Here is a 17,297-nt window from a genome sequence, read left to right as displayed (position 1 = left end):
GGCCGGGCCACGCCCTCAGACCGTCCGTCAGGTGAGATGGCGGGGAGGGGGATGCGGGGGTCACGTCCGGGGGGAGAGGCCCCCGATGCCGCCGAGGCCGCCGCTGACGACGTAGGTGCAGTCGGTGTAGCGGTAGCCGCCCTGGACCGTGGTGCCGTCGCTGTGGTCGCGGACCAGGCCGGTGCCGCCGGTGCCGCGCTTGTAGAGGAAGTGGTACTCGCCGGGCGGCAGGCGCAGGGTCTTCTGGGGATAGCTCCGGCTCGCCTTGCAGGCCTTGCTCTTGCCCTCGGCCCTGCTGGCGTACGGGGTGCAGCCCGCGCAGGCGCCGAGTTTGACGGTGCCGGTGGCCGGGCCGGTGAAGAGGACCTCGACGGCGCTCGCCCCGTCGTTCTTGACGACGAACTCCTGGCCCGAGCCGGGGCCGCGCTGGGCGGGCAGCTTGCGGCCGGCCTGTGGGCGCTCGGCGGCGACTTCGGCGGCGATGGCGATGGTGCGGGCGCGCTCGCGCTTGCCGCTGGCCTTGTACGTGTCGGCGTAGTCGCGCATCCGCTTGGCGGCCTCGGTGAACTGGCCGTCCTTGAACTCGTCCACGCCGCAGGCGTACTCGCCGGACTGGACGGCGCGCTCGGCCCGGGCGGTCAGGGAGCCGCCCTTGCCGCCGGGCAGGGAGGCGGCGACGGCGCGGACGCGGGTCAGCTTCTCGGTGGCGGAGCAGGGGTCGGGGCCCTTGAGGTCGGCGGTGCGGTCGTCGATGGCGGCGCCGAGGGCGGGGACGACCTTACGGGCGGCGTCGGAGTCGGGGAAGGTCGTCAGGAGCTCCTGGAGGTGGGTGCCGTCGCCCCGGTCGACGGCCGCGGACCCGCACTCGTACAGGGAGGTCGCGAGCCGGTCGTCGGGCCAGGTGGCGAGGCGGCCCAGGCGGTTCTCGCCGATGCGGTCGGGCAGGGTGCGCAGATAGGTGAGGGGCGCGATGGCCTGGCAGTACCGGCCGTCGGCGTAGGGCCGGGCGACGGCCTTGTAGTACGCGTCGAGGCGGTCGGGCACGCGGTCGGCGGCGCGGGAGCCGCCGTGGTCGCGGACGAGGTCGCGGTAGGTGTCCAGGGCGGAGCGGTAGGCGCGCTCGGAGCCGGCGAAGTCCTGTCCGTCCTGGTCCGCGACGAGCCGGTCGGCCTCGTCGAGCCGCTCCAGGAGCATGTCCTCGACGGCCTCGTCCCGGGCGGCCTCGTAGGCGAAGGCGCTCGCGGCGGGGACGGCGAGCAGGACGACGCCGAGCGCGGCGGCGAGCGGTGCGCGCAGCCGCCAGGCGAGGGCGGTGCGGCGGGCGCGGCGGGCCGCGTCGGCGGCGGCGAGCACGAGGAGGGCGAGGTAGCCGACGAGCAGGCCGCCGGGGACGCCGTCGACGTCGGCGGGCAGGGCGATCAGGAGCAGCCCGGCGGTCGCCGCCCAGCACAGGACGGCGGGCAGCCAGGCCCGGACGAGGACGTAGCCGAGTCCGAGCCCGGTGAGGTTGAGCAGGGCGGCGGCGACGGGGCGCAGGGGCTCGGGCGGCGCGGGCGGGGGAGCGGGCGCGGCGGCCGGGGGCTCCAGGAGCTCCGGCGGACCGTAGGCGGACGGCGCGGGGCCGCCGGGGGGCGGGCCGTACCCGGGGGCGCCGTAGCCGCCGTACGCGGGTGCCTGGGACGGTGGGCCGTACGCGGGCCCGGGCGGCGGGGCGGGCGTGCCGTGGGGCGGCGCGGTGGGCGGGGGCGGACCGAAGCCTTCCGGGGCGCTGCCGCCGGGGGGCGGGGTGCCTGCGGGGCCGGGCCCGGCCTGGGGCGCCTCGGGCGTGCTCGCGGGGCGGGACCCGGCTTCGGGCGTGGGGCTGCCTTCGGGCGTGGGCGTGCCCTGAGCGGCCGGTCCGTACGCGGGCGCGGGCGCCTGGGGCGCGGGTCTCCCGTCGGGCGGCGGTCCGCCTTCGGGCGTGGGGCTGCCCTGAGCGGCCGATCCGTACGCGGGCGCGGGCGCCTGGGCCGCAGGCCCCCCGCCAGGCACCGGCCTGTCCTCGGGCACGGCCCTGTCCGCAGGCGCGGCCCTGTCCGTGGGCGCGGGCCCGCCCTGCCCAGCCGATCCGCCCTCAGGTGCGGCCCCGGTCCCTCCGGGTGCGGCCCCGGCGGCAGGCCTCGGCCCGTCTTCGGGGCGGTCCTCAGGCCCGGCCCCGGGCGCGGCCCCAGCCGTGCGCCGGGCCTCGGGCGTGGGTGTGCTCCCCGTCGGTGGCCTGTCCTCCGGGACGGGCCTGTCTCTGGGGTCGTTGGGTTCCATGGTCGGCTCCCCCCAGCCGTAGAACGCGGTGCGCAGCGCGCCGGGCGCCTCCCCCGCGCCCAACCCCCCTACAGTCCGCCAAAGTTGGCGCTCCGTCAATCGTCCGTCACGGTCAGCGTTCGCAGGAAGCAGACCCGGTCGAGGCCCGGGCCGTCGTAGTCCTTGTGCACGGGGACGCCGTCCGGGCCCACGCCGTCGCCGTCCTGGAGGCGGAAGCCGAGGGCGCGGTGGAAGGCGATGGAGCGCGTGTTCGTCGGGGACGTCACCGACCGCACCCGGGTGCGCCCCGCGGCGGCGGCCTCCCGGAAGAAGGCCTCGTACAGCTCGCGGCCCGCGCCCTGTCCGCGCAGCGCGGGATCGACGCCCACGAAGTGGATGTACGCCTCGTCCGGGTGGTCGGCCGGGTGGAAGCCGACCAGGAAGGCCCGTACGCCGTCGGCGTCCTCCCGGACGAGGCTCGTACGGGCGAAGAACTGGAGGAACAACTTCGGAAGGAGCAGGGACAGTTCCCGCATCTCGGCGGGGCTGCGGTCGGTCCACCAGGTGCGGACGGCCGCGACGATCGCCGCGTGGTCGCCGGGCTCGGCCGGGCGCAGCCGCGCCGGCAGAGGGGCGTGCTGGTGCGTCGGTAGGGGGCCGTGCTGGTGCGCCGTCATGTCAGTGCCCTTCCGCAAAGTGGTCGAATTCGCCCGCGCGCACGCCCAGGACGAAGGCCTCCCACTTCGCCCGGGTCGTCGTGACGACCCGGTCCGGGGCGCCGGTCTCGCGCAGGTGCACCGCGTCGTCGGGGCCGAAGGCGTACTCGATCCAGGGGCCGGGGCCCCGGTCGCCCTCCGGGGCGGCGCGGATCCACTCCAGGTCGGCGGGCAGGTCCGGACGGGCGTCGGTCACGGGGCGCGGCCTCCTTCGGGGCGGGCGTGCGGATCCGATTATCCGCCGTCGAACGGAAGATGATCCACCCGGGGCGGGGGTCCCGCATCTACACTGACCCCGGCGGACTCCCGGTGGGCGAGGGGTGGTTGACGGTGCGTAAGACATGGCTGCTCGCGTCCGTCGCGTTCAGTGGCTCGATGGGGTTCATCGGGCTGCTCGTCGTCGGGACCTTCGTCGCCGCGGGCTCGGTCGCCGGGGGCGGCGGGACGCGGGGCAGCGTCGGCCTCGCCAAGGGCGCGGTGCCCACCACGTACCAGCCGCTCGTGCAGAAGTGGGGCAATCTGTGCAAGGCCATCAACCCGGCCCTGCTCGCCGCCCAGCTGTACCAGGAGAGCGGGTTCAACCCGAGCGCGAAGAGCCCGGCCAGGGCGCAGGGCATAGCGCAGTTCATCCCGGGGACCTGGGCCACGCACGGGATCGACGGCGACGGCGACGGGGACCGGGACGTGTGGGACCCGAAGGACGCCATCCCGTCGGCCGCGTCGTACGACTGCAAGCTCGCCAAGTACGTGAAGGACGCGCCCGGCGACCCGACGAGGAACATGCTCGCCGCGTACAACGCGGGCGCGTACGCCGTGATCAAGTACGGCGGCGTGCCGCCGTACCGCGAGACGCAGAACTACGTCAAGATCATCACGACCCTGGAGAAGAGTTTCGCCAGGCCCGTGGGGCGCGTGAATCCGTCGCGGCAGGCGGCCGGGGCCATCTACTACGCGCAGAAGAAGCTCGGCACCCTGTATCTGTGGGGCGGCAACGGAACCGCCGACCAGGGCGGCCGGTTCGACTGCTCGGGGCTCACCCTCGCCGCGTACCGCAGCGTCGGCATCCCGCTGCCGCGCGTGGCCAACGACCAGTACAACGCCGGGCCGCACCCCAAGCGGGACGAGCTGCTCCCCGGGGACCTGGTGTTCTTCTCCGACGACCTGAGCAACTCGCGGGCCATCCGGCACGTCGGTATCTATGTGGGCGGCGGCTACATGATCGACGCGCCGCGGCCCGGCGCGAAGATCCGCTTCGATCCCGTGGACACTCCTGACTACTTCGGAGCCACCCGAGTGACCGAAGATGGCGCAAAAGCAGTGCCCAGTGAGTCGCCCGAGGAGCGGGAAGAGAAGCCGAAGAAGGACCGGGAACCGGCCGGTGAGCCGAGTTCCCCGCCCTCCCGCAGGCCCTCCGAAGAGCCCTCGGAAGAGAGTTCAACGGCGCCTTCCGTGCCGTCGGACGCCCCGCAGCCGGAGGGCACGGACGTCTGACCGGCGGCCGGAGCGGAGGCGTGCGCCGGGCGCACGCGCCGCCCGAGCTGGCTGGAACGTTCCGCTGAAACACCCCCCTGAGCTGCGGCGATGAGTCTCTCTTCGATAACGTCTGAGTGATCATTCGGTGGAGAGTGGAACGTAGATAAGGGGACTGTGCGTTCCCTTGACTGGTACAGCACGCACTGGCCACGGGGGTTGATGGAGGGCGCGTCAGGCGGCGCGCCCGTGAGACAGAGGACAAGGGGCCGCAGCATCATGGCTGGACTCGATACATCCGGGTCGAACCCCGACGTCAGCCTGCTCTACGACATCAACGGCCTGGCGAAGGACTCCCCGGGCTTCGTCGCCCGCGCCATGGAGTTCATCGGCGAGTACGGGCTGCTCGCCGCCCTGGTGCTGCTCGTCCTCTGGTGCTGGTGGGGCGCCCGCAAGCGCGGCGCGCTCGACGACGCGGCCGGCTCCGTCGCCGCCGTCGTCTGGGCCCCGCTCGCCGCCGCCATCGCCGTCCTCGTGAACGTGCCGATACGGAACTTCGTGGAGCGCCCGCGCCCCTTCAGGGACCACCAGGGCCTGGAAGTCCTGGTCGACGGCAAGAACGACTACTCGTTCGTGAGCGACCACGCGACGCTCGCCATGGCCATCGGCGTCGGCCTCTTCGTCGCCCACCGCAAGTTCGGCATCGCCGGGATCGCCCTGGCCGCCCTGGAGGGCTTCTGCCGCGTCTTCATGGGCGTGCACTACCCCACCGACGTGATCGGCGGCTTCGCCCTCGGCACGGCCGTGACGCTGCTGCTCTCGCCGCTCGCGATGGCGCTGCTCACGCCCGTCACCAAGGCGATCGGGCGCTCCGGGAGGGCCGCCCGTCTGGTGTGGGCCCCGCACCGCGGCGCCCGGCCGGTCGCCACCCTGCCGGAGCAGGAGGCCGCGGGATCCGACGAGAAGGGCCTCGCCGCGTAGAGGCGCCGGGCGCCACGAGCCGGGCGCGCCCCGCCCGTCCCCCGCGGCGGCGCAGCAGCCACACGCCGGTGCCGCCCGAGAGCGCGCCCGCCACGGCCATGCGTATCCGGGTACGTGTCATGCCCCCAGGCCAGCGGTCCCGCGTCGGCCGGGCCACCCGGGGGCGGCCCGGGCGGGGCCGAACGGGTGCAGGCCGGGGCCGTCGGAGTGGCCCGGCGCGGGCCCCGCGAGGGCCTACGGCGCTACCCGGGCCGCCAGCGGCTACAGGGCCTGCGGGAAGCTGAAGAAGCGCGTCGGGTCGTAGGCCTTCTTGACCTTCTTCAGCCGGGGCGCCGCCTGGCCGTAGTACGCCTCGCGCCAGTTGGTGAGGGTCGCGTCCGTGTAGTTCTGGTACGCCGCGCCCGAGGCGTGGCGCCGCATCGCGCCGTGGGCCCCCTTGAGCCAGCCCTGGGCGCCCGTGCCGGAGGTGCCCGCGCGCCAGGAGGCGATGTACTGGGCGAGCATCCGGGAGCGGCGGTGCACGAACGCCGTGGCCGTCGGGTCCACGCGGTTGATGGCGCCGCCGAGCGCGGTCAGGGCGATGCTGCCCGCGGTGCCGCGCTCGCCGCGCACGTGCTCCATCTGGCCGAGCAGCGCGCGGATCCCGGCGGCGGAGAGCGAGCGGTCGAAGAAGTCCGAGCGGGCCGCGTACGTCTCCCGGCCGAGCGCGCCCGTCGGGGTGCGGCCCGGAGTGGTGCCCGGCAGATGGCACTGGGCGTCCGTCGCGAACGACGAGCAGCCCGCGTACACCTCCATGGCCTCCTCGTAGCCGCGGCGCTTCAGGGAGACGCTGCGGGCCGGGGCGCCCACCTTGTCGGCGAGGCGGTCGACGGCGTTCTGCAGTCCGCCGTACGTGCCGAGCGAGAAGGCCGCGACGGAGACGGTGGGGGTCCCGCCGGGCACGGCCGCGAGGTGCAGCGACGACCAGATCTCGTCCGGCTGCGCAGGGCCCCACTCCTGCCAGGCCTTCACCACGGCGGCGGCCTTCGCCCACGGCCAGGTGAGGTACGCGGAGACCGCCTGCGGGGCCGGGTGGGTGCGGAACGTCAGCTCGGTGACGACGCCGAACTGGCCGTTGCCCGCGCCGCGCAGCGCCCAGAACAGGTCCTTGTGCTCGGACTTGTCGGCCCTGATCAGCTTCCCGGCGGCGGTGACGAGCGTCGCGGAGGTGAGGCTGTCGCAGGTCAGGCCGTAGGCGCGGGAGACGACGCCGTGCCCGCCGCCGAGGGTCAGACCGCTGATGCCGACCGTCGGGCAGGAGCCCGCGGGGATGGTGACGCCCTTCGCGGCGAGGGCGCGGTAGACGTCGATGAGCTTCGCGCCGCCGCCGATGGTGGCGGTGGAGCCCGAGACGCGGGTGCGGTTGAGGCGCGACACGTCGAGGATCAGCCGGCCGGTGCCGGAGGACCAGCCCGCGTACGAATGGCCGCCGTTGCGGACCGCCACGGGGACGTCGTGGGCGCGGGCGTAGGCCAGGGCGGTGCGGATGTCGTCGGGGTGCGCGACGTACGCGACGGCCGTCGGCTTCAGGCTGTCGAAGCGGGTGTTGTACAGCTGGCGGGCCGTGGCCCAGTGCGCCTCGTTCGGACGGACCAGGGAGCCGTCCAGGTCACGGGCGAGCGCGGTGAGGTTGGCGGCCGCGGACGCGGCGGCCGTCCTGATCGGCGTGGTGGCCGTGGAAGCCGTCGCGGACCCCGCCGTGCCGCTCGCCGACGCGCTGCCGCTCGCCCCGCCCGTGCCGCCGCTCCCGCCGCTGCAGGCGGCCGTACCGGCCGCCGCGACGGCGGCGGCCGCCGTCCCTATGAACGTACGCCGTGCCAGCCGTTCCATGAGCCCTCCCGTTGCTTTCCCGCACAACGAGACGACAGCGGGGGCCGGGGGGTTCCGGCGAAAGGGCGGTACGGGACCGGGCGTTCAGAGGGTCTCGCTGTGGGCGGCGGCGTCGGCACGGGCCTTGCTGCGGGCGCGGCGCGCGGGGCCCCGCCAGCCACAGCTGCACCGGGCGGCACAGAAGCGTCCGTTCTCGACCGTGGTCGTACGGTGCGTCGGCTCGGGGGAATGCGACTCGGGCACGGCCCCTACGGTACGCCGGAAGAGTGAACGCGCTCGCGCGTGACAACACCCCGTACCGGTCGTTATGGGGAACACAGGGGGCTCGACCCGGTGGCCGTCGCACGGCGACCGCCGACGCGTGGAAAGGCTTGGGGGTCGGCAGGGCGATGGGGCAGCAGCACAGGCACACGGGCACGGCGGCCGTCGCGGCGGCGGTGGGTCTCATGACGCTCGCCACGGGCTGTTCGGGCGGCGGTGCCGCGGCCAGCGACGACCCCGCCAAGGAGGTGCGGGACGCCGCCGACGCGCTGGTGCGCGCGGGCAGCTCCCGGGCGCGCACGTCCATGGAGATGGCCAGCGGCGGCACCCGGGTGACCGTCCGGGGCCAGGGGACGTACGACTACCGGCGGCGGCAGGGGCGGTTCGAGGTCGTGCTGCCGCAGGACCCGGCGGACCGCGGCCGGCGCAGGCCGCCGGTCACGGAGCTGATGACGGGCGGGGACCTCTACATGAAGAACCGCGGTGCCGGGGTGCCCGCCGACAAGTGGGTGCGCGTCGACACGGCCTCCCTGTCCGACGGCAACCTCGTCACCGGCGGCGCCACCGATCCGCTCGTCGCCGCCGAACTGCTGCGCGGGGCGCGCCAGGTGACGTACGTGCGCGAGACGCGCGTCGACGACGTCGCGGTGCGGCACTACCGGGGCGTGGCCGAGCTGGCGGGCGCGGTGCCCGGGGCGTCCGCGCCGTACCGGGACGCGCTGCGGGCGGCGGTGGCGAAAGGGTTCAGCAAGGGCGGAGTTCCGTTCGACGCCTACCTCGACGAGCAGGGGCGGCTGCGCAAGCTGCGCCACCGCTTCCAGGTGGCCAACGCGGAGGTCGCCTCGACGACGTCGCTGTACGGGTTCGGGGCGCCGGTGCGGGTGCGGCTGCCGCCGGAGAAGGACATCTACGCCGGGAAGATCGCCGAGCGGTAGCGGCCGCGCGCGGGCCCTGGCGGGGTCCCGGCGCGGGCCCCGGCGGGGTGCCGGGCGGTGGCCGCATATCGATGGCCGATAGTCGCAATATGGTCCGTCCGTGCCATGCGCGGTACGTAGGCCGCTCCCTACTCTAGGAAGCCGGTACCGGCACAACCGTGGTCAGGAAGAGGTGGTGAACGTGGCTCTGGTGCGCGGCACGGCGGTTCAGGACCACGTTGCCCTCGCCGAGATCGAGCTGTGCGGCGAACTGATCATCGCGGCGTCCGCCGCACATGGTGAGCGGCTCAGTGCGGACCGGATCGACGAGGTGCTTCGAGTCTCCGACGCCCAGCAGGACGACGGGCCGTCCCCGGCCCGGGGGACGTAGCTCCCCGCCCGCTCGCGCGGGGGCTTCCCCGCCGCCGCGGCGACGGGGGCTCCTCCGGCCCGGCCCGGCTCCGCGGGCCGGGCCCGACGCGGGCCGGGGCCCCCGTTCGGCGCGCCGGACGGCGTCAGGTGCGGAGCATGCGGGCGATGGCCTTCGTGGCCTCCTCGACCTTCGCGTCGATCTCGTCGCCGCCCTTGACGGCCGCGTCCGCGACGCAGTGCCGCAGGTGCTCCTCGAGCAGCTGCAGGGCGAAGGACTGGAGGGCCTTCGTGCCGGCCGAGACCTGGGTGAGTATGTCGATGCAGTAGACGTCCTCCTCGACCATGCGCTGCAGGCCGCGGATCTGCCCCTCGATGCGGCGCAGCCGCTTGAGGTGCTCGTCCTTCTGCTTGTGGTACCCGTGCGTCTGGTGCCCCGCGTGGTCCGCCGTCTGCGCGGAGCCGGAGGGCGCGTCGGTGGTCGTGGCCGCCGCGGCCGCCTCTGTGGTCGTCATCGCGTCCTCCTGTGCATACCCCTACTGGGTATAGGGTACTTGATTTCTCGGGTGGTGTGCTGATCACTGTGCCTGATGGGCGACACTGGGGTATGGCCGGTTAGCCGTGGCCAGATGATGCGCCTAGCATCAGCCTGACCGCATCCAAAGCACCCCGAGGACCCCACGTGCGATTTCGTCTGACCCCCAGGGAGACGAGCTTCTACGACATGTTCGCCGCATCCGCGGACAACATCGTCACGGGCTCGAAGCTCCTGATGGAACTGCTCGGGGCCGACGCCTCGGCCCGAGCCGAGATCGCAGAGCGTATGCGGGCCGCGGAACACGCGGGGGACGACGCGACGCATGCGATCTTCCACCAGCTGAACTCCTCGTTCATCACGCCGTTCGACCGCGAGGACATCTACTCCCTCGCGTCCTCGCTCGACGACATCATGGACTTCATGGAGGAGGCCGTCGACCTGGTCGTCCTGTACCAGGTCGAGGAGCTCCCCAAGGGCGTCGAGCAGCAGATCGAGGTCCTCGCCCGGGCCGCCGAGCTGACGGCCGAGGCCATGCCGCACCTGCGCACCATGGACAACCTCACCGAATACTGGATCGAGGTCAACCGCCTGGAGAACCAGGCCGACCAGATCCACCGCAAGCTGCTCGCCCACCTCTTCAACGGCAAGTACGACGCCATCGAGGTGCTGAAGCTCAAGCAGATCGTGGACGTCCTCGAAGAGGCCGCCGACGCGTTCGAGCACGTGGCGAACACCGTGGAGACCATCGCGGTCAAGGAGTCCTGAGTACCTTCATGGACACCTTCGCTCTGATCGTGACCATCGGTGTCGCGCTCGGCTTCACGTATACGAACGGCTTTCACGACTCCGCGAACGCCATCGCCACCTCCGTCTCCACCCGTGCCCTGACACCTCGCGCGGCGCTCGCCATGGCCGCGGTGATGAACCTGGCCGGAGCCTTCCTGGGCAGCGGGATCGCCAAGACGGTCAGCGAGGGGCTGATCGAGACGCCGCACGGCACCAAGGGGATGTGGATCCTCTTCGCCGGTCTGGTCGGCGCGATCGTGTGGAACCTCGTCACCTGGTACTTCGGTCTCCCCTCGTCCTCCTCGCACGCGCTCTTCGGCGGTCTCGTGGGTGCCGCGCTCGCCGGGGGCATCGGGGTCATCTGGTCCGGCGTCGTCGAGAAGATCGTCATCCCGATGTTCCTGTCGCCGATCGTCGGTCTCGTGGCGGGCTACCTCGTCATGTGCGCGATCATGTGGATGTTCCGCAAGGCCAATCCGCACAAGGCCAAGCGGGGCTTCCGGATCGCCCAGACCGTGTCGGCCGCCGGCATGGCGCTCGGGCACGGCCTGCAGGACGCGCAGAAGACCATGGGCATCGTGGTGATGGCGCTCGTCATCGCCGACGTCGAGAACCCGGGCGACCCGATTCCGGTCTGGGTGAAGATCTCCTGCGCGGTGATGCTGTCGCTCGGCACGTACGCCGGTGGCTGGCGGATCATGCGGACGCTCGGGCGGAAGATCATCGAGCTGGACCCGCCGCAGGGGTTCGCCGCGGAGACCACGGGCGCGGGGATCATGTTCACCACCGCGTTCATGTTCCACGCGCCGATCTCCACGACGCATGTGATCACCTCGGCGATCATGGGTGTGGGTGCCACGAAGCGTGTCAACGCCGTGCGCTGGGGCGTCGCCAAGAACATCATCCTCGGCTGGTTCATCACGATGCCCGCCGCCGCGATCGTCGCCGCGGTCAGCTTCTGGATCGTGAATCTGGCGTTCCTGTAACTCCAGCAGCCGTATGCACGCGGGCCCGCCCCCGGGAGCCAGGGGCGGGCCCTTTTGCGTTCCCCGCGGTGGCACCGCCATGCAGCACCGCGGGGAGTCGGGGCGGCCTAGCCGAAGCGGCCGGAGATGTAGTCCTCGGTGGCCTGGACGGACGGGTTGGAGAAGATCCGCTCGGTGTCGTCGATCTCGACGAGCTTGCCGGGCTGGCCGACCGCCGCGAGGTTGAAGAACGCCGTGCGGTCCGAGACGCGGGCCGCCTGCTGCATGTTGTGCGTCACGATGACGATCGTGAAGCGTTCCTTCAGCTCGCCGATCAGGTCCTCGATGGCGAGGGTGGAGATCGGGTCGAGGGCCGAGCAGGGCTCGTCCATGAGCAGGACCTGCGGCTCCACCGCGATCGCGCGGGCGATGCACAGGCGCTGCTGCTGGCCGCCGGAGAGGCCGGAGCCGGGCTTGTTCAGGCGGTCCTTGACCTCGTTCCAGAGGTTGGCGCCCTTGAGGGACTTCTCGACGACGTCGTTCAGCTCGGACTTCTTGTACGAGCCGTTGAGCTTCAGGCCCGCCGCCACGTTGTCGTAGATCGACATCGTGGGGAACGGGTTCGGGCGCTGGAAGACCATGCCGATGGTGCGGCGGACGTTCACGGGGTCGACGCCCGAGCCGTACAGGTCGTCGCCGTCCAGGAGGACCTTGCCCTCCACGCGGCCGCCGGGCGTGACCTCGTGCATGCGGTTCAGGGTGCGCAGGAACGTGGACTTGCCGCAGCCGGAGGGGCCGATGAAGGCCGTCACCGAGCGGGGCTCGACGGTCATGGAGATGTCTTCGATCGCCTTGTGCGAGCCGTAGAAGGCGTTGAGGCCCGAGACGTCGATTCGCTTGGCCATGGGGATCACTGCTTTCGAGAGGGGCACTGCGGGTGGTCGCTTGTGGCCGCGTCAGCGACCGGTCTTCGGGGCCTTCCAGCGGGCGATGCCGCGGGCCACGAGATTGAGGATCATGATGAAGGCGATCAGGGCGAGGGCCGCCGCCCAGGCACGGTCGTAACCGGCGTTGGTGCCGGACGCGTACTGCTGGTAGATGTACAGCGGCAGCGAGCCCTGGGGGCCGTCGAACGGGTTCGTGTTGATGAAGGGGTTCGTCCACACGAGCAGCAGCACGGGGGCGGTCTCGCCCGCGATGCGGGCCACCGCCAGCATGACGCCGGTCGTGATGCCGCCGATCGCGGTCGGCAGGACCACCTTCAGGATGGTGCGCCACTTCGGTACGCCGAGGGCGAGCGACGCCTCGCGCAGCTCGTTCGGGACGAGCTTCAGCATCTCCTCGGTGGAGCGCACGACCACCGGCATCATCAGGATCGACAGCGCCATGGCGCCGGCCCAGCCGGAGAAGTCGAAGCCCAGGATCAGGATCCAGAAGCTGAGGACGAACAGACCCGCGACGATGGACGGGATGCCCGTCATCACGTCGACGAAGAAGGTGACGGCCTTGGCGAGCTTGCCCCGCCCGTACTCGACGAGGTAGATCGCGGTGAGCAGACCGATCGGCACGGCGATCAGGCAGGCGAGCCCGACCTGCTCCAGGGTGCCGATGAGGGCGTGGTAGATGCCGCCGCCGGGCTCGTCGTCGGCGACGACGCCCATCGAGTGGGTCAGGAAGTAGCCGTTGAAGACCTCGGTGCCGCGCTGGACGGTCTCGTAGATGAGCGAGGCCAGCGGCACGACGGCCAGCAGGAACATGACCCACACCACCGAGGTGGCGAGGCGGTCCTTGGCCTGGCGGGCGCCTTCCACACGGGCCGCGAGGGCGTAGGAGACGCCGACGAACAGCAGCGCCGCGATCAGGCCCCACTGGACGCGGGAGCTCAGGTCCGCCGCGAGGCCGACGGCGCTCGCCACGGCGAGCGAGCCGGCCGCGACGACGTAGGGCGTCCAGCGGGGCAGGCGCGCGGACTTCAGGCCGGCGGGGGCGGGCGTGACGGTCGTGGTGCTCATGCGTTGGCCCCCGAGTACTCCTTGCGGCGGGCGATGATCAGCCGGGCCGCGCCGTTGACAAGGAGAGTGATGACGAAGAGGACGAGACCGGAGGCGATGAGGGCGTCGCGGCCGTACTCGCTGGCCTCGCTGAACTTGCTGGCGATGTTCTGCGCGAACGTGCCGCCGCCGTAGTCGAGTACGGACGCCTGGATCACGAAGGTCGGGGAGAGCACGGTGGCCACGGCGATCGTCTCGCCGAGCGCGCGGCCGAGGCCCAGCATCGAGGCGGAGATGATGCCGGAGCGGCCGAAGGGGAGCACCGACATGCGGATGACCTCCCAGCGCGTGGCGCCGAGGGCCAGGGCGGCCTCCTCGTGCATCTTCGGGACCTGGAGGAAGACCTCGCGGCTCACGTTGGTGATGATCGGCAGGATCATGATCGCGAGCAGGATGCCGACGGTCATGAGGGAGCGCGGGGCGCCGCCCTCGTACTCGAAGATGCCGGTCCAGCCGAAGTAGTCGTCGAGCCAGCTGTAGAGGCCGGTGAGGTTCGGGGCGACCACGAGGGCGCCCCACAGGCCGTACACGATCGAGGGCACGGCGGCCAGCAGGTCGATCACGAAGGCGATGGGGGCGGCCAGCCTGCGCGGCGCGTAGTGCGAGATGAACAGCGCGATGCCGATGGCCACGGGCACGGCGATGACGAGCGCGATGATCGAGCTCACGATGGTGCCGAAGACCAGGACGGCGATGCCGAAGTAGGGCTTGCCGTCGTGCAGGGAGCCCGCGGGGTCCCACTCGAAGGTGGTGAGGAAGTTGCCCTCGTTGTCCGCGAGCGCGATGGACGCGCGGTAGGCGAGGAAGGCCGCGACGGCGGCCATGATCAGCAGCAGCGCGATGCCGGAGCCCCGCGAGAGGGCGAGGAAGATCCGGTCACCGGGGCGGGTGGCGCCGCGTGCGGCGCGCTTCTGCTCGGTGGTCGTCGGCTTGGTGTCCTCGACGTGCGAGGGCGGGGGAGGCGTGTCGGTGGGTATGTCCATGGGGTTCTCCGGTCTGCGGAGCCGGCCGTGCGGCGGGCGCGGTCGGCTCCAGGCGGCGGTGCACCGGACGGCGCGGCCCGCCGGTCAGGCGGGCCGCGCGCAGGTTCAGCTCAGGCCCTTGACGGTCTCGCGGACCTTGGTGATGATCTCGGTCGGCATCGGCGCGTAGGACTCGTCCTTGAGCACGGACTGGCCGTCCTCGCTGGCGATGTAGTTCAGGAAGGACTTCGTGGTGGCGAGGGTGTCCTTGTTGTTGTTCTTCTCGCAGACGATCTCGTACGTGACCAGGATGATCGGGTACGCGCCCTCGGCCGTGGGCTTGTAGTTCAGCTCCATGGCCAGGTCCTTGCCCTTGCCGACGACCTTGGCCTCGGAGATGGCCTTGGAGGCGTTGTCGACGGTGGCCTTGACCGGCTCCTTGGCGTCCGTCTTGATGTCGACGGTCTTGATGCCTTCCTTGGCGTACGACAGCTCCATGTAGGAGATGGCGCCCTCGGTCTGCTTCACCTGCTGGGCGACGCCGGAGGAGCCGCTCGCGGACTGGCCGCCCTTGGCCGCCCAGATCTTCGCGGGCTCGTGCGGCCAGGCGGAGGGCGCGGCGCCCTTCAGGTACTTGGTGAAGTTGTCCGTGGTGCCGGACTCGTCGGAGCGGTGGAAGGCCTGGATCTTGGTGCCGGGGAGCTTGGCGTCCGGGTTGAGCTTCTTGATCGCCGCGTCGTCCCAGGTCTTGATCTTGTCGTTGAAGATGTCGGCGACGGTCTTGGCGTCCAGGGTCAGGCTGTCGACGCCCGGGACGTTGTAGCCGATCGCGATCGGGCCGCCGACCAGCGGCAGGTCGATGGCCTGGCTGTCCTTGCAGACCTTCTTCGACTTGGCGATCTCCTCGGGCTTCAGGGCCGAGTCGGAGCCCGCGAAGGCGGTCTGGCCCTGGAGGAAGGAGGTGATGCCGGCGCCGGAGCCGTCGGGCTTGTACTGCAGCTGCACGTCCTTGCAGGCCGCGCGGTACTGCTTGACCCAGGCGTCGATCGCGCCCTTCTGCGCGGACGAGCCGGAGGCCATGAGCTGGCCCTTGGCGCCCTCGCAGTCGATGTTGCTGTTGGCGGTGGTCTTCTTGCCGCCGTTGCTGCTGCCGTCGTCGTCCGAGCCGCACGCCGTGAGGGCCAGGGCGCCGGAGACGGCGAGAGCACCGAGGGTGAGGGCCCGCCGGTTCATGCGCTGAAGCTTCACTTTCGGGAGTTCCTTCCGGGAGCCGCCGGCCGTGTGGCTGGCCTGTCGTGGCGGCGTGCGAAGTGGTTCGGGTGGCCATGGTGGCCGGTGGTTCGAGCGCGCGGAGCGGAGGCGGTCTGGCGATCTCGCCGCGCTTCGCGTAAGGCCGAAATTAGGCAGAACAGGTGAAGCCGCCGATGGGCGTAAGTGAACGAGCGGTGAACCTACGCGGACTTTGTGGTGAGGTCACGGGCTGATTACATCGACAGGCGCGTGAAAGATTTGCCAGGCGCGCATGTGTCGGCGCACGCGGGGTAGTGCGTGCCCCTGCTGAGGACGGAGCCGCAGGTGGCTGCGGGGTCAGGGCGCCCCGGGGGTGTACGGGGCCGCCAGGAAGGCGTCGAGGAGCTCGCGGTCGCGGAGCTGGGTGAGGCGGGCGCGGGCCTCGTGCGGCACCAGCCAGCGGATGCGGTCGACCTCGCGGCCGGGCCGGAAATGGCCGTCAGCGGCCTCGGCGGACCAGTAGTCGACGCACTTGGGGCGGCCGCCCACGGTGTAGTGGGCCGAGGGCAGCGGCGGGCCGGGCACGCAGCGGTGGCCCGTCTCCTCCTCGACCTCGCGCAGGGCGCAGGCGAGCGGGGTCTCGCCGGGCTTGAGCTTGCCCTTCGGATGGGACCAGTCGTCGTACTTGGGCCGGTGGACCAGGCAGATCTCCAGGCCCTCCGGGACGGTGCGGCGGCGCCACAGGACGCAGCCCGCCGCCCTGATCGGCTCCGGCGTCGGCAGTGCTGTCACGGGGCGCCCTCCCTCAGGTCGTCACGGTGCCGTGACCGCCTCCCGCAGCCACGCCTGCTGGAACGCGAACCTCGCCGCCTCCACCTCGTGGCGCTGGTCGGCGTGCAGGACGCCGAGCGCGTACGCCGTGGCCGGGGCGATGCGGGGGGTGCGCGCCGCCGAGGCCGCCGCGGCGGCGGCCTCGGCCGCCTCGCGGTGGCGGTTCAGGGCCGCGCCCGCCGCGGTGAGCCGGGCGTCCGGCGGGGCGTCGCCGAGGAGGACCTCCTGGGCGTAGCGGTGCAGTCGCAGCAGGGAGCGGACCTTCAGCCAGGGGGCGTCCTGGGCCTCCGGGGCCGTGTCCGCGGCCAGGCCGTGGACGAGGGCCTCGGCGTTGTACGGGTGGCCCGCGCGCAGCAGCGGCAGCGCGGCCACCGCCTCCATGAGGTGGCCCTCGGCCAGGGCGGCCAGGGGCTTCAGATCCGTGTCCGGGGCCGGGCGCAGGGGCACGTCGCTGGCCATGACGGCGACGCTGTCGGCGACGGCGTGGAAGCGGGACGAGCCGAAGGCCTGGAGCGCGGCGGAGTGGGCCCGGGTGCGGGCCAGGGTCAGCTGCCGCTCCAGGAGGGCGGCGGCCTTGGCGGCGCCCACGGCCAGCTGGCCCGCGGGCTTCCTGGTGCCCTGTCTGGCCCGCGCCTCGCCGGTGCGGGGCGCCGGGGGCTGGGCCCACCCGTCCCCGAGCTCTCGGCTCCGCTGGAACGGGGGATCCCCCGCTCGTCCGGCCGGGCGGGTGCCCGCGGCCGGGGCGGCGGGCACGGCCGGGGCCGGGGTCGACAGGCGGTGGAGCGCGCCCAGGAGCCGGTCCAGGCGGGCCGCGTAGGCGTGCTCGCGCGCCAGCGTGCCCGAGAGCCAGGCCAGCTCCGGCCGGAGCGCTTCCGTCCACTCCTGGTCCAGGAGGGGCCGGAACGTGTGCAGCGTGGCGCCGACGCGGCGCGCGGCGCCCCGGAGCGAGCGGGCCGCGGCGAGCGACTCCTCGGCCCCCTGTGCGTCCGTGGAGGACTCGCGGTGCAGCCGCAGCGAGCGGAGGAACTCGGTCGCCTGGTCCTGCAGGTAGACCGACAGGGCCTCGCCCGCCGTCAT

The 17,297-nt window shown here is 72.6% G+C and carries 18 protein-coding genes; 6 read left to right on the top strand and 12 right to left on the bottom strand.

The window, feature by feature from the left end:
• Nucleotides 1-60 precede the first annotated feature (60 nt).
• The 3 genes from C9F11_RS19485 to C9F11_RS48665 form a co-directional block, all read right to left on the bottom strand.
• On the bottom strand, nucleotides 61-2,031 hold the full coding sequence (locus C9F11_RS19485) for a hypothetical protein (protein WP_249401795.1): 1,971 nt from the start codon (nucleotides 2,029-2,031) through the stop codon (nucleotides 61-63).
• Between the two features lie 362 nt (nucleotides 2,032-2,393).
• Nucleotides 2,394-2,954 (bottom strand): GNAT family N-acetyltransferase, encoded by a 561-nt coding sequence (locus tag C9F11_RS19480; protein ID WP_171075792.1) that lies wholly within the window; start codon nucleotides 2,952-2,954, stop codon nucleotides 2,394-2,396.
• 1 nt (nucleotide 2,955) lies between these two features.
• Nucleotides 2,956-3,189 (bottom strand): DUF397 domain-containing protein, encoded by a 234-nt coding sequence (locus C9F11_RS48665; RefSeq protein ID WP_249401794.1) that lies wholly within the window; start codon nucleotides 3,187-3,189, stop codon nucleotides 2,956-2,958.
• 134 nt (nucleotides 3,190-3,323) lie between these two features.
• Between C9F11_RS48665 and C9F11_RS19470 the strand changes: the two genes are divergently transcribed.
• Both C9F11_RS19470 and C9F11_RS19465 read left to right on the top strand, forming a co-directional pair.
• Nucleotides 3,324-4,484 (top strand): bifunctional lytic transglycosylase/C40 family peptidase, encoded by a 1,161-nt coding sequence (locus C9F11_RS19470; RefSeq protein WP_138960494.1) that lies wholly within the window; start codon nucleotides 3,324-3,326, stop codon nucleotides 4,482-4,484.
• 258 nt (nucleotides 4,485-4,742) lie between these two features.
• On the top strand, nucleotides 4,743-5,444 hold the full coding sequence (locus C9F11_RS19465; protein WP_138960493.1) for a phosphatase PAP2 family protein: 702 nt from the start codon (nucleotides 4,743-4,745) through the stop codon (nucleotides 5,442-5,444).
• A 261-nt stretch (nucleotides 5,445-5,705) separates the two neighbouring features.
• Here C9F11_RS19465 and C9F11_RS19460 read toward each other — a convergent pair whose 3' ends face one another.
• Both C9F11_RS19460 and C9F11_RS47425 read right to left on the bottom strand, forming a co-directional pair.
• Nucleotides 5,706-7,304 carry an FAD-binding oxidoreductase gene (locus C9F11_RS19460; RefSeq protein ID WP_138966721.1) on the bottom strand — a complete coding sequence of 533 codons (1,599 nt, stop codon included), beginning with the start codon at nucleotides 7,302-7,304 and terminating at the stop codon, nucleotides 5,706-5,708.
• Between the two features lie 93 nt (nucleotides 7,305-7,397).
• Nucleotides 7,398-7,556, bottom strand: coding sequence for a hypothetical protein (locus C9F11_RS47425; protein WP_171075790.1), 159 nt, complete (start codon nucleotides 7,554-7,556; stop codon nucleotides 7,398-7,400).
• A gap of 146 nt (nucleotides 7,557-7,702) precedes the next feature.
• Here C9F11_RS47425 and C9F11_RS19455 point away from each other — a divergent pair, with 146 nt between their 5' ends.
• Nucleotides 7,703-8,509, top strand: a complete 807-nt coding sequence (locus C9F11_RS19455; protein ID WP_138960492.1) for a hypothetical protein — start codon at nucleotides 7,703-7,705, stop codon at nucleotides 8,507-8,509.
• Between the two features lie 172 nt (nucleotides 8,510-8,681).
• Nucleotides 8,682-8,879 (top strand): hypothetical protein, encoded by a 198-nt coding sequence (locus C9F11_RS19450; protein ID WP_249401793.1) that lies wholly within the window; start codon nucleotides 8,682-8,684, stop codon nucleotides 8,877-8,879.
• 124 nt (nucleotides 8,880-9,003) lie between these two features.
• Here the strand turns inward: C9F11_RS19450 and C9F11_RS19445 are convergent, their stop codons facing one another.
• A complete protein-coding gene (locus tag C9F11_RS19445) occupies nucleotides 9,004-9,372 on the bottom strand; it encodes a metal-sensitive transcriptional regulator (RefSeq protein WP_138960491.1) in 369 nt (122 codons plus the stop codon).
• A 167-nt stretch (nucleotides 9,373-9,539) separates the two neighbouring features.
• Between C9F11_RS19445 and C9F11_RS19440 the strand changes: the two genes are divergently transcribed.
• On the top strand, nucleotides 9,540-10,160 hold the full coding sequence (locus tag C9F11_RS19440) for a DUF47 family protein (protein WP_016644813.1): 621 nt from the start codon (nucleotides 9,540-9,542) through the stop codon (nucleotides 10,158-10,160).
• Between the two features lie 8 nt (nucleotides 10,161-10,168).
• A complete protein-coding gene (locus C9F11_RS19435; protein WP_138960490.1) occupies nucleotides 10,169-11,167 on the top strand; it encodes an inorganic phosphate transporter in 999 nt (332 codons plus the stop codon).
• A 107-nt stretch (nucleotides 11,168-11,274) separates the two neighbouring features.
• Here the strand turns inward: C9F11_RS19435 and pstB are convergent, their stop codons facing one another.
• The 6 genes from pstB to C9F11_RS19405 form a co-directional block, all read right to left on the bottom strand.
• Complete coding sequence (pstB, locus tag C9F11_RS19430) at nucleotides 11,275-12,051, bottom strand: phosphate ABC transporter ATP-binding protein PstB (RefSeq protein WP_138960489.1); 777 nt, start codon at nucleotides 12,049-12,051, stop codon at nucleotides 11,275-11,277.
• A gap of 51 nt (nucleotides 12,052-12,102) precedes the next feature.
• Nucleotides 12,103-13,158, bottom strand: coding sequence for a phosphate ABC transporter permease PstA (gene pstA, locus C9F11_RS19425; protein WP_138960488.1), 1,056 nt, complete (start codon nucleotides 13,156-13,158; stop codon nucleotides 12,103-12,105).
• The gene (gene pstC / locus C9F11_RS19420; RefSeq protein ID WP_138960487.1) at nucleotides 13,155-14,180 is read right to left on the bottom strand and encodes a phosphate ABC transporter permease subunit PstC; all 1,026 of its coding nucleotides are present in this window, start codon (nucleotides 14,178-14,180) and stop codon (nucleotides 13,155-13,157) included. The genes pstA and pstC overlap by 4 nt, the downstream gene beginning before the upstream one ends.
• Nucleotides 14,181-14,285: 105 nt before the next feature.
• A complete protein-coding gene (pstS, locus tag C9F11_RS19415; protein WP_171075789.1) occupies nucleotides 14,286-15,407 on the bottom strand; it encodes a phosphate ABC transporter substrate-binding protein PstS in 1,122 nt (373 codons plus the stop codon).
• 339 nt (nucleotides 15,408-15,746) lie between these two features.
• Nucleotides 15,747-16,172, bottom strand: a complete 426-nt coding sequence (locus C9F11_RS19410; protein WP_138966714.1) for an NUDIX hydrolase — start codon at nucleotides 16,170-16,172, stop codon at nucleotides 15,747-15,749.
• 30 nt (nucleotides 16,173-16,202) lie between these two features.
• The gene (locus C9F11_RS19405) at nucleotides 16,203-17,297 is read right to left on the bottom strand and encodes a CHAD domain-containing protein (RefSeq protein ID WP_138966712.1); all 1,095 of its coding nucleotides are present in this window, start codon (nucleotides 17,295-17,297) and stop codon (nucleotides 16,203-16,205) included.

It is taken from the genome of Streptomyces sp. YIM 121038 (assembly GCF_006088715.1).
Classification (GTDB): domain Bacteria; phylum Actinomycetota; class Actinomycetes; order Streptomycetales; family Streptomycetaceae; genus Streptomyces.
Note: the sequence above shows the minus strand (reverse complement) of the source record. Positions and strands in the feature narration are given on the sequence as shown.